15 protein-coding genes and 1 pseudogene are annotated in these 16,879 nt (G+C 68.8%); 6 read left to right on the top strand and 10 right to left on the bottom strand.

Going from position 1 to position 16,879, the window contains the following annotated elements; genetic code table 11:
• Positions 1-226: 226 nt before the first annotated feature.
• Entirely contained in the window at positions 227-475 is a 249-nt protein-coding gene (locus ACWGI8_RS11750; protein ID WP_453660060.1) for a DUF4345 family protein, read from the bottom strand.
• Between the two features lie 443 nt (positions 476-918).
• On the opposite strand from ACWGI8_RS11750, the gene ACWGI8_RS11745 reads away from it, so the two are divergent.
• Genes ACWGI8_RS11745 through ACWGI8_RS11735 form a run of 3 tightly spaced genes read left to right on the top strand, consistent with a single transcriptional unit; the run spans position 919 to position 3,687 of the window.
• Positions 919-2,250 (top strand): ferredoxin reductase family protein, encoded by a 1,332-nt coding sequence (locus ACWGI8_RS11745; RefSeq protein ID WP_453660065.1) that lies wholly within the window; start codon positions 919-921, stop codon positions 2,248-2,250.
• 14 nt (positions 2,251-2,264) lie between these two features.
• Positions 2,265-2,879, top strand: coding sequence for an FMN-binding protein (locus ACWGI8_RS11740; protein ID WP_453660058.1), 615 nt, complete (start codon positions 2,265-2,267; stop codon positions 2,877-2,879).
• Positions 2,880-2,937: 58 nt separating this feature from the next.
• Positions 2,938-3,687, top strand: coding sequence for an FAD:protein FMN transferase (locus ACWGI8_RS11735; RefSeq protein ID WP_453660064.1), 750 nt, complete (start codon positions 2,938-2,940; stop codon positions 3,685-3,687).
• Between the two features lie 260 nt (positions 3,688-3,947).
• Here the strand turns inward: ACWGI8_RS11735 and ACWGI8_RS11730 are convergent, their stop codons facing one another.
• The 4 genes and pseudogenes from ACWGI8_RS11730 to ACWGI8_RS11715 all read right to left on the bottom strand — a co-directional run bounded on the left by ACWGI8_RS11730 (position 3,948) and on the right by ACWGI8_RS11715 (position 6,766).
• Positions 3,948-4,166, bottom strand: a complete 219-nt coding sequence (locus ACWGI8_RS11730; protein ID WP_453660056.1) for a hypothetical protein — start codon at positions 4,164-4,166, stop codon at positions 3,948-3,950.
• Between the two features lie 361 nt (positions 4,167-4,527).
• Positions 4,528-4,953, bottom strand: a complete 426-nt coding sequence (locus tag ACWGI8_RS11725) for a hypothetical protein (RefSeq protein ID WP_453660062.1) — start codon at positions 4,951-4,953, stop codon at positions 4,528-4,530.
• Positions 4,954-5,097: 144 nt separating this feature from the next.
• Positions 5,098-5,423, bottom strand: a pseudogene (locus ACWGI8_RS11720) (transposase); the annotation flags it as partial.
• Positions 5,424-5,983: 560 nt separating this feature from the next.
• Positions 5,984-6,766, bottom strand: a complete 783-nt coding sequence (locus ACWGI8_RS11715; RefSeq protein ID WP_453660054.1) for a hypothetical protein — start codon at positions 6,764-6,766, stop codon at positions 5,984-5,986.
• A 978-nt stretch (positions 6,767-7,744) separates the two neighbouring features.
• Here ACWGI8_RS11715 and ACWGI8_RS11710 point away from each other — a divergent pair.
• Complete coding sequence (locus tag ACWGI8_RS11710; RefSeq protein ID WP_453660052.1) at positions 7,745-9,178, top strand: ATP-binding protein; 1,434 nt, start codon at positions 7,745-7,747, stop codon at positions 9,176-9,178.
• Positions 9,179-9,209: 31 nt separating this feature from the next.
• On the opposite strand, the gene ACWGI8_RS11705 is transcribed toward ACWGI8_RS11710, so the two are convergent.
• From ACWGI8_RS11705 to ACWGI8_RS11695, 3 genes are all read right to left on the bottom strand, one after another.
• Positions 9,210-9,518, bottom strand: a complete 309-nt coding sequence (locus tag ACWGI8_RS11705) for a hypothetical protein (RefSeq protein ID WP_453660051.1) — start codon at positions 9,516-9,518, stop codon at positions 9,210-9,212.
• Positions 9,515-10,750 (bottom strand): hypothetical protein, encoded by a 1,236-nt coding sequence (locus ACWGI8_RS11700; protein WP_453660050.1) that lies wholly within the window; start codon positions 10,748-10,750, stop codon positions 9,515-9,517. Before ACWGI8_RS11700 ends, ACWGI8_RS11705 begins: the two co-directional genes overlap by 4 nt.
• 63 nt (positions 10,751-10,813) lie before the next feature.
• Positions 10,814-12,085 carry a hypothetical protein gene (locus tag ACWGI8_RS11695; RefSeq protein ID WP_453660048.1) on the bottom strand — a complete coding sequence of 424 codons (1,272 nt, stop codon included), beginning with the start codon at positions 12,083-12,085 and terminating at the stop codon, positions 10,814-10,816.
• Between the two features lie 112 nt (positions 12,086-12,197).
• Here ACWGI8_RS11695 and ACWGI8_RS11690 point away from each other — a divergent pair, with 112 nt between their 5' ends.
• Both ACWGI8_RS11690 and ACWGI8_RS11685 read left to right on the top strand, forming a co-directional pair.
• Positions 12,198-13,385, top strand: coding sequence for a beta family protein (locus ACWGI8_RS11690; RefSeq protein WP_453660046.1), 1,188 nt, complete (start codon positions 12,198-12,200; stop codon positions 13,383-13,385).
• Positions 13,386-14,017: 632 nt separating this feature from the next.
• Complete coding sequence (locus tag ACWGI8_RS11685) at positions 14,018-15,688, top strand: SWIM zinc finger family protein (protein ID WP_453660044.1); 1,671 nt, start codon at positions 14,018-14,020, stop codon at positions 15,686-15,688.
• A 182-nt stretch (positions 15,689-15,870) separates the two neighbouring features.
• Here ACWGI8_RS11685 and ACWGI8_RS11680 read toward each other — a convergent pair whose 3' ends face one another.
• Entirely contained in the window at positions 15,871-16,284 is a 414-nt protein-coding gene (locus ACWGI8_RS11680; RefSeq protein WP_453660043.1) for a type II toxin-antitoxin system VapC family toxin, read from the bottom strand.
• Complete coding sequence (locus ACWGI8_RS11675) at positions 16,281-16,544, bottom strand: CopG family transcriptional regulator (protein WP_453660041.1); 264 nt, start codon at positions 16,542-16,544, stop codon at positions 16,281-16,283. Before ACWGI8_RS11675 ends, ACWGI8_RS11680 begins: the two co-directional genes overlap by 4 nt.
• Between the last annotated feature and the right edge of the window lie 335 nt (positions 16,545-16,879).

Here is a 16,879-nt window from a genome sequence, read left to right as displayed (position 1 = left end):
CCCGCCGCCAGTGCGGTCAGTCCTAGGCGTCGCCGGCGTACGCATCCCATTCGTGGGCCCCGTACGCACCGTAGTGGCGGGTGAAGGACAGCTTGCCGAGCAGCTTGGCGATCATGATGCACTCCTCTCGCCTGTCTTCAGCGCCAAAAGCCACGCATGACATATTGCCACACACGATATATTTGGAGGTATAGGGCATATTCTGCAGGTTATCCGCACACATTCGCTACTGATCACCGCATTCGGGAACCGCGGTAGCGCCGCCGCGGAGGGCAGCAAGGGCAGCTGCCGCCCAGCCGAGCAGCACACCGGTGGCGACGCCGAAGCCTCCGTACACCGCCCGTACTTCCGTACGGGCCTCCGGGACGGTCAGCTCGATACCGAAGGGCCGGATCAGTGCGGCGGGCGTAATGAGCCCCAGCAGGCCCATGCCGAGGAAGAAGAGGGCCACGGCCCCGATCACTGCGCTGGACATGTCCCGAGGATGCCGCGAAGGCCGTCCGCCGGCCTTCACCTCTCGGGTAATGGCCGAGTCCGCGGGAAGCCGGCGGACCGGCAGCCGCAGCTCTTCCTGGGCGGCCGGGTGGCCGATCGGTGATCCGACGCTTTGTGCAGTCACCGGGTCAGCTGGTGCGCAGTGCGTGCTTGGGGACCACCGCTTTGTAAGCCTGGTGCCTGTCGCCAACGGGTCTCTGCTGGTCATCTGGCGTTCAGCTGCACCGCCACGCCGGGCGCGGGCGGATGGCACAGATACGCGGCGTCGGGCACGGCGGTGCACAGATGCCGGTTCCTCGGTCGCGGCCCCGTGCCCCTGATGCGGGAGACCGACCTGGGGGTAAGGTGCCGCGGCACCAGGCAAGCAGAGGGAAGCAAGTCTTGACGACGATCCGGCACGGCAGGGCGGGAAGGCGACAGGCCCTGCGCGGAATCCGCCCCCGGCGCTCCCCCGCGATACCCCTGCTCGTGCTGGCCTGGGCGGGCGCGGGCGCCGTCCTGTGGCTGTGGTGGCAGAACACCCCCGCCGTCGCCGCGACCACCGCCGACCGGCTGGTGAACGCCGGCCGAATGACCGGACTGCTCGCCGGGTATGTGATCGCCCTGGTGATCGCGCAGATGGCGCGTGTTCCTGCCCTCGAGCGCCGTGTGGGCTCCGACCGGGTGGCGCGCTGGCACGCGATGAGCGGCCGTTACGCGCTGTCGCTGGTCGTCGCCCACATCGTGCTCATCCTTTACGGCTACGCGATCCAGGCGGACACCGGCATCGTGGCCCAGACGGTCTCCGTCGTGACCGACTACCCCGAGATGATCGAGGCGACCGTCGGCACTCTGATGCTGTTGTTCGTCGGCATCGTGTCCGCGGGGGCCGTGCGGCGCCGCATGCGCTACGAGGTCTGGTACTACCTGCACCTGCTCACCTACGCCGCCGTCTATCTCGCCTTCTGGCACCAGCTCACCACAGGCGCCGAGTTCCTCGGCAACGCCACCGCCTGTATGGCCTGGTACGCCCTGTATGTCACCGTCGGCGCCCTGGTGCTCTGGTACCGGGTGCTCACCCCGGTGCGGCTCAATCTCAGGCACCGCATGCGGGTCGAGTCGGTCGTGCAGGAGGCGCCGGGCGTGGTGTCCATATTGATCCGGGGGCGGCGGCTGCACCGGCTGGGCGCCGAGGCGGGGCATTTCTTCCGCTGGCGGTTCCTGGCCAAGGGACTGCGGTGGACCGCGAATCCTTACTCGCTGTCGGCACCTCCCCGCCCCGACCTGCTACGGATCACTGTCAAGGCGGTCGGTGGGCACAGCGCCGCGCTGGCTGGCCTGCAGCCGGGCACGCGGATCTGGGCCGAGGGGCCGTACGGGGCAATGACGGCCGCGCGCCGCAGCCGCGGCAAGGTGCTGCTGCTCGCCGGCGGGGCGGGCATCACGCCGCTCCGGGCGCTGTTCGAGACGCTGCCCGGCGCGCCCGGCGACGTCACCCTGCTCTACCGGGCCCGTACGGCCGAGGAACTGGCGCTGCGGGATGAGCTGGAGGCGATCGCGGACGCGCGCGGCGCCCAGTTGCTGTACGCGGTCAACAGGTCGGACGGCAGGCGACCCACGATCACCGCGAAGATGCTGCGCAGGATCCTTCCGGACATTGACCGGCACGACGTCTACCTGTGCGGGCCACCGGGACTGGCCGAGGAGTCGTACGGCGCGCTCCGTGAGGCAGGCGTCCCGGACCGGCGTATCCACCACGAGTCCTTCGAGTTCTGAGCCCGGTGAGCCCTGTGAAGAAGAACCGTCCGCTCCGCCGCATCCTGCTGGCCGGCGCCGCCACCGTCTCCGGCATAGTGGCGCTGCTCGCGCTCAAGCCCACCACGGACCCGTCGCTCGTTCAGGCCGACGCCCCCACCATGCAGGCCACGGCGACCGCCCTGCCGTCCGCGACGGCGTCCTCGGGCTCCCCGTCCCCGTCCCCGTCCTCGTCGGCCTCGCCGTCGAAGACCACCGAGCGCAAACGCGCCTCGTCCTCCCCGAGTACGCCGGCGTCTCGCTCCGCGTCCGCAGCACCGGCGAAGACCAGCAGTGCCCCGTCCGCACCGAAGACCACGTCGGCCGCGCCCACCACCCGTACCGTCACCGGGTCCACGGCCCAGACGAAGTACGGCCCGGTCCAGGTACGGATCACGCTCACCGGCAGCAGGATCACCGGGGCGACAGCCGTCCAGTCGCCCTCCTCGTCGCCGAGGAGCGAGGAGATCTCCTCCACCGCGATCCCCAAGCTCAACCAGGAGACGCTGGCGGTTCAGAGCGCGAACATCGACTCGGTGTCCGGCGCCACCTACACCAGCGCGGGCTACAAGCAGTCCCTGCAGAGCGCCCTGGACCGGGCCGGTGTCTGAGGCGTCCGAGGCGTCCGAGGCGTCCGAGGCCGCGCGGATGCGCCATGCCGAGCACGTCATGGGCACAGTCTTCTCCTTCGACGTACGGGGCTTCTCAGACGCCTCACGCGTGCGGGCGGCGCTGGAGGAGGCCGTGGCGTTTCTGCACCACACGGACGAGACCTTCTCCACCTACCGCCCGGACAGCCGCATCAGCCGACTGGCCCGCGGCGAACTGGCGTTGGCGCAGTGTGATCCGGAGGTGTCGGACGTGCTGCGACTGTGCGAGGACGCCGAGCGGCACAGCGGGGGCTGGTTCACGGCGCGCTATCAAGGCGGCCACGGGAACGCCTTCGACCCCACGGGCCTGGTGAAGGGGTGGGCGGTGGAGCGGGCGGCGCGAGTGCTGGCGTCAGCGGGTGCGGACGCGGTGTGTGTCAACGGCGGCGGTGACGTCCAACTACGCGGCGGGCCCTGGCGGATCGGGATCTCCGACCCGCTGACGCGGGGCGCGCTGGCCACCGTCGTCGAGGTCGGCGCCGAGGCCCACGAGACGGCCGTGGCCACATCGGGCCCCGCGGAGCGCGGCTGCCACATCATCGACCCGCACACCGGCGAGCCGCCGGTCACTGGCCTCGCCTCGGTGACCGTCGTCTGTCCCACCCTGACCGCCGCCGACGCCTGGGCCACAGCCGCCTACGCCATGGGTGACCGGGCCCGGACCTGGCTGGAGGGCCTGCCGGATGCCGAGGGCTTCGCCGTCACCTCCGACGGCAGCACGTGGCAAACCAGCGGCTTCGGCCGTCACACCACCGCGCCGCGCGCCTGACGGCAGGCTTCCCGCCATGGCTCGGGAAGGAGGCTGGGCAGCCACGAAGCCCGGGGCCTCTGCCTGGGGCTTCGTGGTTGGAGCGGGTGACGGGAATCGAACCCGCGCTCTGAGCTTGGGAATCACAGGCCCGATCAGTCCCACCGCTTTCCTGACGTGCGGAAATGGTCCTGGGCAGGAGTCGTGGGTGGGCCCTTGGAGTGACCGTTGGTGACCCTGATTCTCCGGTTGTTCCGGCACGCCATCTGGCACGCAACACTTCACAGGTCGACCCGAGACACGACGGCTCCCGCGTCCCCGGCATCTCCGCGACGGAGGACGACGTACGCCGGCCGGAACGGAAGCTCGCGCAGAGCCGGTTCCATCACCTTGAAGAGGGCATCGGCGTCCGGGCCGTACGAATACAGCACAGCCTCACCCCCACCGAACTCGTTTCCGTCCACCTCACCGACCCCCGCTGCTTCGACGGCTGCCGACATGGCACGTTCCGCATCGAAGAACCGTGCGCGCTCGGCAGGTTCGCCAAAGCCTTCGCTGCCGAGTCGGAAGTGAGCAATCACGGCCTGCTCGGGGGTGCTGGACGCAGGCAGTTCAAAAAGCGCGTTCTCCGTGCGGGACACGGTCTCACCAGGTTCTGACAGCGGAGCGCGTGGGGCGTCTCCTCGGGGCAGCGCTGGTGCCCTCGACACCCGCTTTAGGAGTTCGATCGGGGTCCTGGGGCACCTGCGGGATCTACGTGGTCGCTGGCGGAGTCGGGTTCCCCAGCATCCGGACTGATCCGGGGCTGTCCGTCGCCGTTGATGCCAGTTGGTGATGTCAGCCGCCGAACTGGAGCAGGGGCTACAACTCACACCACTCGCCCAGATCACTGGGCGCTTCTGTCCGGATGAAGTTGCGCACAAGGGCCCACGCCGTTTCGACACTCAGGACAAAGTCGCCCGTGAACTCTGTGAGGTCGTCCATGATCGGGACGTCGACCACGGCACCCGAAGGGACGGTGCCATCTCCTACGAGAAGAGACATCCCGGCAGCGTCATTGATCAGATGGATGACCGCGTGATCACCTCGGAAGCCGAGGGTCAACTGAGGAAACTCACTGTCCGGCAACCGAACTTCGAGGTACCCCTGACCACGAGAACGCAGTTTGCTGAAGCGGTCAGACAGACCCCTCACGTCCGAATGCCTCTCGCCTGAGGAGAACCGCTCCGATTCCGGCGACGTCGTCGCCCACACCACGCTCATGCAACCCCACAGGTCATTGTTCACGATCCACGACCACGCTCCCACGCCCCCGACACGGGAGTTTCTTTTTCTTTGTGTAAGCCCTGGTGCTGACGCTTCTTCTGTGTCGTGTGGTGGGACTACTGGTTGTCGGTGACGCGGTCGCCGTAGTAGCCAGCGAGGGTGTTGATCGCTGCCTTCGACCCGGCGGGTGTGCTTCGGGACGATCTGCGGGCTGAAGCTGCGGCCCGGTCGCGCGGGATGTCGAGATCGACCGGCCCGACGTCGGTCAGCACCCGCTTGCGCGAAGTCCCGTTGCGGGAGTTGCCCGACCCTGCCCCGGCCCTATCGCCTTTCTCGTAGCCGAGATGATCCGTCATCTCGGCCTCCAGCGCGCCCTCCAGGACCAGCTTCACCAGCCCCTTGAGTAGTCCGTTCTCCCCGACCAGGTTCACGCCCTCATTGCGGGCCCGGCTCACCAGCTGCTCGGCCAACTCGCGGTCCAGCTCGGTCAGTCTCGCCAACTCGGCCCCCGTGCGTACGATGTTCGAACTCTCGCGGGGCCGCTCGTCCTTGGTGCCCATCGGTGATCCTTCCCCGCTGAGGTCACACCTCATGCCAGACGGGGCACACCGGGGCATACACAATCCCTTTAGGACAGTCCCCCCACCGGACGAGTTCGGCACGGCCAAGGACGGACGGCTCTTCACGAACGAACGGGGCGGCCTGGTGGGCAGCAGTACGCATTGGCGCGTGTGGCGGGACGCTCGGGAGTACGCGCTCCTGCCGGACCTTCAGGCGTCCATCCTCGGGGGACGGCCGTACGACCTGTGACACACCTGCATCACGACGTGGCTGAACGCTGGCGTGCCCGTGGCCGAGGTCGCAAGGATGGTCGGCAACTCGTCCGAGGTGATCCATCGCGTCTACGAAGGGTGCATATATGGCCAGGAAGCCGCAATGAACATGAAGATCGAGAAGGAGCTTGGCTGGGCCGACTAAGGCCCGTCCGGCGATCCTCCCTCGGTTGCGCTGCTTGATCCGCCAAGGTGATGCAAGGCGGGAGCCCAGACGGTCACAGGAATTTGGCGAGCCAGGCGGGCACGAGACCATTCTTGGTCTCGACGCCCACCTGTTCAAAGGACGTCCTGAAGTCGGCAGGCGAGACACCGCCCCGCTTCGCCTGTACCGCCTCCTGGTATGCGGGATCAGATAGGCACAACGCCACATCATCATCGCTCTTACGCAAAGCCTCTCGTAGAGCATGACCGTCAAGGAGTCGGGCCGCGGCGTTGAGCTCGGCGCCGATCCAGCCGTTGTGGTTGTCGATCGTCACGTGCGCGGTGGCGAGGACGATGCGTAGCCGCGTAGGGCGGGTGCCATGCAGCCTCTGGTTCCCGTCGCGGAGGTAGGCAGGCGCTTGTCCCAACAGGGCACGCAGGATCGGGGCCAACGCAGTGGTGTTGTCGATCAGCTCCATAACTGAGTCACCACGATCGGCACGGTGCCTCTGCCCTGCATCGACCCCGGCAGTGGCCATTAAGCGGTCGACGAAATCGTAAAGTCGACGCCGTAGATGAGCCTGTGTCATGTCGTCGTGGCTGCTGAAATGCTCAATGTCGGCAAGCAGGACCAATCGCGGGAGGGGCTGAGCGATTGGAAGCCCATCAGCCTCAGCGGCCTGCACCCAGCAGTCGTAGATGGGCCGCAGTTGCTGCTCAGGTGTCAGACCTGGCGCCCTGGAGGCGAGGATTTCGATCAGGGCGTCCACGACTTCCCACTTCGGGAACCGTGGGCTGCTGAACGCATTGTGGATCGTGCCTTTCGAGATGTTCGCGTCTCGTAGCTCGCGGGTCATGACCGCGAGACTCGGCCTGCCGGCAAGCAGGTGTAGGCGGTGCAAAGCGTCGTTGAGTTTCCTGTGTTGTCCGTCTGGCAGTTCCGGCTTCTGCAGTACCCCCGGCCGACCCATGCCCGTCCTCCGTCCAAGACCGTCCACAACTGTCCAACAGCATGGCATCTCGGCCAAAGCCAGATGACCTCATCCGGAGTTGTCCAGGGCTGGCTTCTATCCGTCCAGGGCCCCGGAGCTGGAGGTGATGCTCTCGGTGCACCGCTCGGACGGTCCGGCGAGGCAAAGGAGGGCAGACGGCATGTGGACGACGAAGACCACCCAGCGGCTTGCGCGGGTGGTCCTGTTCGCACTGATTCGTGGTGCCGCCACTGCGACAGGCAGTGCCGCAGTAGCGGCCGGCGCGTGGTGGCTACAGCACTATTAGTTCCGCGGGTCCTTGGGCTGCTGGCCGCGCCTTAGCAAGGCGCGGCCAGCAGCCGATGCCTGGGATGAGTCTCTATCGCAGGTCTATCGCGATCAGCGCGCAACAACGACAAAGAGCGGGACCCAGTGAGACTGGTTCCCGCTCTTCGCGCTTGGCATCTGCGCTGGTCAACCGCATCATCGTGCTGGTTGAGGCGAAGTGCCCCCGGCGGGGGACGCGGAGCATGGGCAGAGGGAGGACCGCTGGGCGGGAGCGGGCAGCTGGTGATCGAGACGGCTGTTCGGCTGAATCGGTAGGTCGGCGGTGATTGACCGTAGGTTCGAGTCCTGGCAGGAGCCGCAAGCGAGGGCTGGCCGTGCCGGACCGCCTGTGACCTGCGGGATTCTCTGGTTGGACCGATGCCGGCGCATCTGCCCAAGGCCCGGAATCGTGTGGCGCGCCTGTCCATGCTTCCGACGGGTTCAACGGTTTCACGCTGGCACAGGAAGCGAGCTACCATCTAAGTAAGATTCAATCTACGTAATATCGAAACTGTGTTCTGCCGTGAGGGGCTGCCTGTGGAATTCAAAGGGAGGGTGGCTGACCTGGATCTGCTGGCTCGACAGCTGGGCCTGGTGATCGAGGGCGCGGGTGCTACCCGTGGGCGCGCCGTGATCATGACCGGTCGGCGCCGGGTGGGGAAGTCTCGCCTGGTCCAGGAGTTCTGTGACCGGTCCCGGGTTCCGTACGTGGTCTTCCAGGCGACCCGGGGCCGCAATGCCGTGGCCGAGCGGGCGGACTTCACTGGGGCGATCGCCCAGTCCGCCCTACCGGGGGCGGAGCTGGTGGCCGGGCTGCAGGCCGCGGATTGGAATCAGGCGCTGCGTTCACTGACCGTCGCGGTTCCGGACGACGTCCCGAGCATCGCGGTGATCGACGAGGTGCCGTGGCTGGTTGAGCAGGACGCGGAGTTCGAGGGGGCTCTGCAGACCGTCTGGGACCGTCACCTGTCCGCCAAGCCGGTCCTGCTCATCCTGGTCGGCAGCGACATGTCGGTGATGGAGACGCTGCAGTCGTATGGCCGCCCGTTCTTCGGGCGGGCGGCGAAGATGACCGTACGGCCGCTGCACCTGGGCGATGTGCAGGCCATGACCGGGCTGGATGCGGCGGACGCGGTGGACGCGCTGCTGATCACGGGAGGCTTTCCGGAAATCGTCCAGTCGTGGCGGCCCGGGATGGGCCGGGCGGACTTCCTGCGCGAGGCCGTGGCGAATCCGCTGTCTCCGCTCCTGGTGGCGGGCGAGTTGTCGCTGCTGGGGGAGTTCCCCGAGGCGTCGCACTCGCGGGCGGTGCTGGAGGCGGTGGGCAGCGGCGAGCGGACCTTCTCCACCATCGCTGCACAGGCCGGGGGAACAGGTGCCCTGCCATCGGGCACGCTGTCCCCGCTGCTGAACACCCTGCAGGCCAAGCGGGTTCTGGCGGCCGACCTGCCGCTGTCCGCGAAGGCCGACACAAAGAACAAGCGCTACCGCATCGCCGATCCGTATCTCCGTTTCTGGCTGGCCTTCCTGCAGCGGGGCATCCCGCTCATCGAGCGCGGCCGGGGCGATCTTGCCCTGGAGCGCATCGAGCGGTCCTGGACCACCTGGCGGGGGCGCGCGGTCGAGCCGCTCATCCGCGAGTCGCTGCTGCGGCTGTTGCCCGACGAACGATGGCCGGAGACAGAGGCGGTCGGCGGCTGGTGGAACCGGCAGAACAACCCCGAGATCGACCTGGTCGGCACCGACCGTGAACCCGTGGCGGGCGCGGTGCACTTTGTCGGCTCCATCAAGTGGCTGGAGTCCCAGCCGTTCGGCCGGCGCGAATACGACGCCCTCGCTCGGGACGTACTCGCGGTGCCCGGTGCCGGGCGGGACACCCCGCTGGTCGCGGTGTCCCGTAGCAGTGTCGTCGGCAGTCTGCCGCTTGCGGCCCACTGGGGGCCTGAAGATCTGGTCCGCGCCTGGCAGTAGCGGAGAGACGGTGAGGCATGGGGTACGTGGCTCAGGATGCCCAGTGCCGGTAGGCCTCCGCCCAGGCCCACCCCTCAGGCGCGGGTTCGGGCAGCGGTAGGTCGAGGAGGCCGATCGCCTGACGGTGTCGACCGCGTCTGCACAGGGCGACGATGCCGCTGCCGGACCGGAGCTGGACGGCGGTGACGGTCACGGTGACGCCGAGTACGGCTGTGTCGAACGGGAGGGCGAGGCGGTCCTCGATGACTGCATGGAGGGCGGCGAGTTGTTCGTACTCGTCGTAGGCATCGACGATCGCCTCCGCGACCATGGTGGTGAGCGCGGTGGTGGTGGGCCTCATCGTCCGTGGTGCCTTTCCGCGCGCAGGAGTTCCGCGAGGCGGGCGCCGACGGGGGTGATGCTTGGCAGGGGTTCGTGTGTGCAGTGACTCTTCTTGCGACGGCGCAGCAGTTCCTCCCCATCCCGCTCCCAGGTGAACGCGGGCTTGCGCAGGAGCGCGCGGAACACGGCGTCGGCGTTCTCGGGATGCCGCTGGACCAGGCGGCGGATGACCATGGGGGAGACGGAGTCGTCGTTCAGGTACTCCCGGAGCTGCGTCAGGTAGGTGCGGTTACGGGCCAGAGCGGGATCGGCCAACAGCGCGTCGAGGCGGCCGAAGTCGGCGTAGTAGCAGATGCCTTCGGTCTCGTCACAGATCACAGCGACGTCGTCCGCGTCGAGAAGCTCTTCGGGCAGGCTGCTGAGTTCGTCGAGCGAAATCCCGCTGTTCCTCGCCTCTGCGGCGGCCTTGGCGTCAAGTCCGGCGAGAGCCTTCTCCTGCCGGTGACGGTGATACTCCCGCAATCGGACTTGCGCCTCTGCCGGGTCCAGGACGAGCAGGTCGGTGCCGAACAGTTCGACGAAGTCGGCGCGGGCCTCGGCCTGCATCTCCCAGGCCATGCGCAGCATCTCGGGATTGCGGCGCAGCAGCTGCGGATTGACAGCCAGGGTCTGGGCGGCGACCTGCGCCAACTCCGAACCGTCGCCAGGCGGGTAGGTGGTGAGGTTGCCGCTGACCACCCAGGCGTCGGTGTCGGGGTGGACGGGCACGATGCGCGCGGCAACGAACATCCCGTTGCGCAGACTCCCCAGAGCACGCCGCCCCAGGTTGGAGTGGACCCGGTAGACGAGGTCGTCCAGCAGGTTGTGCAGGATGGCGGCGCCTCGATCGAGGCCCTGTACCTCGAAAAGCCCCTCGACCACGTCGCGCCAGCCGAGCAGCATCGCACGCTCGTCCTGCGACAGCGGCGGCCGCCGCTGGGCCACGAACTGCTCGACGACTGTGGAGCCGTCGGCCAGCCGGTACTGCAGCGCGAAGTGATCGATCGTCTGGATGGCGGTTGCCTCGTCCAGGAAGCCGAGTCGGTCCTCGGCCTCGTCGAGCCGGGCATCCAGTCGCCGGGCGAAGCGCGGACCCTGCGCGAACGCCACCAGCTCGCTCTTGAGATCTCCGCTCCGTGCCACCAGCCTTCCGACCGAGGGGAGCGCCGTGGGGGAACCGTTCTGGTCCACTTCTTCCTGCCAGTTCTTCAAGTTTCCGCCGTACGACGCGAGCCGCCGCCTGCGAGCGCGGCGCGCGTCCGGCTGGGGCATGTGTCAGGAGCCGGACGGCCGGGACCGACCGGTGAGTTGCTGGGCGAGCCGTTCCGCGTTGAGGGTGCGCACGGCGGCGTCGACGGCATCGCGGTCGGTGAGGTCGACGCCCCGCGCGGCGAGGGCGGCCGAGATCTGCTTGGCCGGACCCCACGCCTCCTCGTCGTCGAAGGCCGTGCGAAAGGCGGACGCGTGCGCATCGACTGCGGCGACGACGGGAGAGATCCATGGCTCCTCGACACCGCGTTCGGTGAGCGCGAAAGTCACCCATTGCGTCAGCACGGCGGGCAAGAGCATGCGGTGCTCCTGATCGAGCACGGCCTTGCGGGGCAGCCAGTCCTCCAGGAAGCAGGCGACCTGGCCGGGGCTCCAGCACAGCGGACCGCGGCTGAGGTAGTTCTCTCCGTAGTCCAGGAACAGATCGGCCAGCGACCTGACGGTGTCGGCTTCCTGCGCCGCATCGGTGCGGAAGGCGATGAACGCGTCCAGCAGACGGGCGCGTTCGGCTTCGTCGAGCGGCTGGTGTTCGGGCCAGTCGGGCAGGTGGTCTCGGCAGCGCGCCCAGGCCAGGGCCCGCAGGGCGACGACGGCCTCGTCGTCCTGGCGGGGCCAGGCCATGTCCGTCAGCCGCAGCGCCAGGGCGAGATCCGCGAGCACCTCGCCCGCGTCCTGTTCGGTCGGCGGCATCGGCACCTCGCCGTCCTTCCGCATCGCTGCCCATGCTTCGGCCGCCGCCGGCGTCAGCAGCGCCAGCTTGTCGACCATCGTGCCGCCGACCTCGCTGATCTGCGCCATCAGCGTGTGCGGGACGGGACCGTCGTACTCGACGAACAGCACCCGCTCGCTGTCCCACACATCCACAGCGCGCCAGGCCCGCACCGGGCGGTGCGGCGCGGCCGCGTGCCAGGCGGGCAGCGGCTGAGACCCGGCGAGGATCTCCACCGTCTCGCCGAGCAGGGAGCGGCTGTCGGGCGGGCCGACCCGCTCCAGCGCGGCCACCGCGGCAAGACCATGCGGGGACGGTGTCGTCGAAGCCCGTCCCACCACGTCAAGACATAGCGTCTGCTCCGGCTCGCGCTCCATCATCCCGGCGGCCAGCCACGCCTCGCCCAGACACCCGCTCGCCCACGCCTCCACCGCGAGGACATTCCTGTCTTCCAAACGCTGCGTTCGGGCCTCCCGCAGGACACGATCTGACAGTCGCAGGGGATGCGGCGAACGGCGTACGGGCTTTTTGCCGCCACCCGGCTTGCGGCGGCCACGGCTCTTCGGCATGCCGTCGAGTCTGGCAGAGCAGGGCGGGACGCGGATCGGACGGTCGAGGACAGGCCCCGCTGGGGTGAGTGCACGGGCGCGCCGACGCGGTTCAACCGCCGCCGTGGCCTGAATGGCCCTCTTTCGTCATGAAAGCTCTCCCCGCACCCTTCGATCAGGCGCGATACGCCCATGCTGCGGGACCGACGGGGGAGCCGCGATGGTCAGAACCGTCTACGTACCGGTACTGCCGACCACCCGAGCCGCCAGGCGGGCCTACGAACATGTGGACGCGTCGGTAAGGCGCCGGATCGAGCCGTTGTGGACCGTGGTACCGCGTGTCGGGCCTGAGCGTCTTCGGGACACACCTCCGGTGTCCGACCCGGAGACCGACGAGACCCTGCTGAGTGACTGGCTCGCCCCGCGCGTGAACGACCTCATCGAGACGATGGGCGACAATCCCGGTTGGGTCGACGCGGCCCACGTCGAGCGTTTGATCCACGGGTCCGCGGACAGCCTGTGGCACTTAGCCGTCAGAAGCCGCCTGCGCCTGGTCACCGGGCCCGAGCGCGCCCCAAGGCACCAGCGCTACGCCGCCGACCTCGCCTTCCTCAGCGGTCGCAGCCTCGGCATACGGCTCGCGCTCCACGAGCCCCTGGACCCGCACGGCAGCCTCCGCCCGCAGCTCATCGACTTGATCGACCGCCTCTGCCTGCCACCCTCCCGCCTCGACCTCATTCTGGACCTCGGACCGGTCACGGACGCCGGGGAAGCCGTCAAGACCGCCCTCATCGCGATCGACCTCCTCGGCGCCCTCGTCCCGTGGCGCACGCTCGTCCTCACAGCCGGCGCCTTCCCCCGGGTCATGGACGACATCGACATGCAACCCACCCGTACTGCCGTGCGCCACGACTGGCGGCTGCACCACCTGGTGGGCACCGCCCGCCCGGAGTTGGCGAGGAGGATCGTGTACGGCGACTACTCCGTGGAGCACGCCTGCAGCGCCAACATCGCCCCCGTCCGGCAACCAGGCCCGGGCTGGAGCCTGCTGCGCTACACCACACCGGACGGCTTCCTCATCGCCCGAGCACCGACCAGGGGCCCCGACCACGTCTCCCGGGTACGCGCCCAGGCCCGTTGGATAGTCGAGCACAACGACTTCCGCGAACTCGGCGATCCGGGCCACGCCGAAGGTGAGCGCTGGCTGCGAGCCTGCGCGTACGGTGACGGCTCGAAAGGCTCCGGCAATGCCGAGACGTGGCTCCAGGCGGGGCACACGCAGCACATGGACTTCGTCGGCCGGCTGCTGACGGGCACTTGATGAGGTACTGAAGGCGCACCCTCCACGACCAGCAGGCGTTGCTTTTTGCCAGCGCCAGGGGTCTGGTGGGCAGGATGGGGACGATGCCGAGAGTATGGGCATCGCGTGCACCCGGCAGAGAGACATCGTGTTGCCCGCGCCTGGCGAGCCAGCCTGGGCAGCCTTCCCCTCCTGCGGGTTTCCGGGTGGGGATGAACCTGCGCACGGTCAACAGATGGACAACACGTTTCTGACCTGCGGCGATGCCTGAGAGGGAGCAGTTCGTTGCATCGCGAGCCTGCAGGTGTCAAGCGGACATATGCTGTCTGACCAGCAGCTTTGCTTGCGCAGGAGGTTCTCCTGGGCAGGATTCGAACCTGCGCACACGGCTCCGGAGGCCGGGCAGTTCCCAGGCGTTTTCGCAGGTCGACCGCCTGCCTGACGGACGGTCAGCATCGGGATCCCGTGTATGTCCCGCACGAATGAAATGCCTTACTTATCGCGTTGGGGAAAGGGACGGCCGGCGCGGCGTGCCGGACAGGTCACCGATGAGGCTGTTCCTTCGGGCGGATCGCCGGACAGGGCAGACCATCGGTCGTAGGCTGACGGCCCTCACGAGCGAGGCCGGGAGTAGGGCAGGGATGGAAAGAGTCGTGGACGGCCTTACCGAGGCGAACCTCAAGGCGCTGGCCGGCGCCCGTTCCTTCGAGCGCGGGCTCGGCTACCTCGACGCGGTGACCGGGATCGAGGTCGGTGGCGACTGGATCACCGCGACTGTCCACGGCACGGAGCAGTACAGGGTGAAACTGCTCTTCGACGGCTCCACGGACATGGCCGGTGAGTGCGACTGCCCCTACGGTCTGGAGGGCAACTTCTGCAAGCACCTGGTCGCACTCGGCCTGACCCTGCTCGCCCGGCGGGAGAGCCTGCCGCAGCAGCGGAAGGGTGCTCAGGATCGCGCACAGGATCTCGACGCTTGGCTGTCCAACCTGTCGAGGGACGACCTGCTCGCCCTCGTCAAGGAGCAGGTCGCCGAGGACCAGCATTTGCGCCGCCGCCTGGAACTGCGGGCCGCGAGCGCCCGAGGGGACCTGGCCGGTGTCCGCAGCCGCGTCCGTGAGCTTCTCGACATCGGCCCGTTCGCACAGTACGGGTACGTCGAGTACGCCGATGCCCGCGCCTACTCCGAGCAGGCCGGGCAGGCGGTGTCCGCGATCACGGCACTGACCGGCTCGGGGCGGGCAGGCGATGCGGTCATCCTGGCACGGGACGCGATGCGGTTGCTGGCCGAGGCGGTGGAGAGCGTCGACGACTCCGACGGATGGCTCGGGCAGATCGGTGCCGACCTCGCGGACGCCCACCTCGACGCCTGCCGTGCCGCGAGCCCCGACCCGGAGGATCTCGCGCGCTGGCTGGTCCGCCATCTGCTCGGCGATGACGACGATCTCAGCGAGATCGATCCGCTCGACTACGAGGAGGCGCTCGGCGAGCGGGGGATGACCGTCCTGCGTGCACTCGCGGTCGAGGCGTGGCGGGCCAACCGTACCGGCTGGGCCGAGAAGTACCTGATGGAGCGCCTGGCCAAGGCAAGGGGCGATGTGGACGCGGTGGTCGCCCTGCACGCCGCCGATCTCGCACCGAACGGCCACACCCATCTGGTCATCGCCCGGGAACTGGACGCCGCGGGGCGGCCCGCCGAAGCCCTGTCCTGGGCGGTGCGCGGCGTGCGGGACACCGAAGACCTCGATGCCGTCGACACAGCCCTCGTCGACTACCTCGCCGACCGCTTCGCGCAAGCGGACCGGCTGCCCGAGGCCGTCGCCCTGCGCCGTGACCACTTCGGGGCTCGCCGCAGCCTGCTCACCTACCGGCAACTGCGCGCCGCCGCGCGAGCCGCCGGCTGCTGGCCGGCCGAACGCGAGGGAGCGCTGGCCCTGCTGCGTGCCGACGCCGGACGAAAGCAGGGCGCACACGGCGGCCCCGTCCTCGTCGACGTCCTGCTGGACGACAGGGACGTCGACGAGGCATGGCGAGCCGCCACCGAAACCGGGGCTTACGACCGGCAGTGGCTCACCCTCGCCGACCAGGCCCGTGCCGACCGTCCCGCCGACGCCCTCGGTGTCTACCTTCGCCTGGTCGAGCCGCTCACCCGGCAGACCGGCAACGCGGTGTACGAGGGTCTCGTCAGCCTGCTGCTGGGCTTGCGCGACTGTCATCGCCGCCTGGGCACACCGGACGAGTTCACCACGTACGTCACCGACCTGCGCACCACCCAGAGACGCAAGCGGAACCTGCTGCGGCTGATGGACGAACACGGTCTGTGAGCCAGGACGCCCCGATCCTGATCGGCGCTGTCAGGCCGGCGCGGATATACGTACGCGCCATGTCCCTCCGGACCCAGCCGGTCAGGAGGCAGGCAGGGCGTTCCAGCGTCCCGGGAGGCGGGAAACGCCCGGCCCTGCCCACGCTGGACAGGTAGCCGGTCCGGCGCCGCCCACTACCGGGGTCAGACCTCGATGACGGTGATGCGCCCACCGCACAGTGCGGTGAGGTCTTCGGGATCCGAGGTGAGCAGGGTGACGGGCCCGGGGGCGGCGAGCGCCGTCGCGCCCAGCATGGCGTCGATGGCGTACTTGTGGCCGTGCAGGCCGCAGTCGGCGAGGAGGCCGGCGGCGTGGCGGGCGATCGGCTCGGTGACCGGCTCGACGACGAGCCGGGACAGGGTCCACTCCAGAGCCGGCCGGTTGATTCGGGGGTGGACCACTTCCACCAGCGTGGCCGCGGACGTGATCACGCGGAGGTCGTCGCTGCGGGCGAGGGCGAGCCAGGCGGTGACCGCGCGGTCTCGCAGCACGGCCTTGGCCAGCCCTTCGCTGTCGAGGACGAGCGTGCCGCCCGGAGCGGCGGTGGAACGTGTCACGCTGCGTTCGCCCCATCGCCGCCCTGCTGTCGACGTGCTTGGTGGAGCTGGTCGCGCAAGGCCTGGATCTCGTCCTCGGTGATGGGTCCGTGTTCCGCCTCGGCGACCTGGATGAGTTCGTTGAGATTGTCGCGCTCGATCTGGCGGGAGACGGCGGCGGCCACGTAGGCGGACAGACCGGAAGGGCCGCTTCGCGCGCGGGCGGCCTCGGCGATGTCCCGGGGCATCGTGATCGAGTACTTCTGGGTAGGCTCACTCATGCTCCTTATCCTACCTCTCATGCCACCAGCGTCCCGTTCCCGTTCCGGGCCGCGCCGCCGGGCATCCAGATCACGTCTCGTCGGGGTGCTTCACCGGTTGTAACTGGTCCGGTGGTGTGGTCCATTCGCGGCCCCCGCCGACGGGGCGGATGAACGCGAGCAACTGGGGTCGCTGGTCTCCACGCCAGGGAGGTACGTACGCCGTGACGTCCTGGAGGACTCCGACGCGTCCGGAGCGCAGATCCCGGACCACCGTGCCGCGTGGGATGGCCGGCGTGCCTCGTGGCGCGGCCAGCCACTCCACCTGTCGCTCCCGGCTCACCGTGGACCGTCAC

Source organism: Streptomyces sp. NPDC054841, from assembly GCF_053611045.1.
The sequence above is the reverse complement of the archived record's forward strand: the minus strand, read 5'-3'. Positions and strand labels throughout refer to the sequence as shown.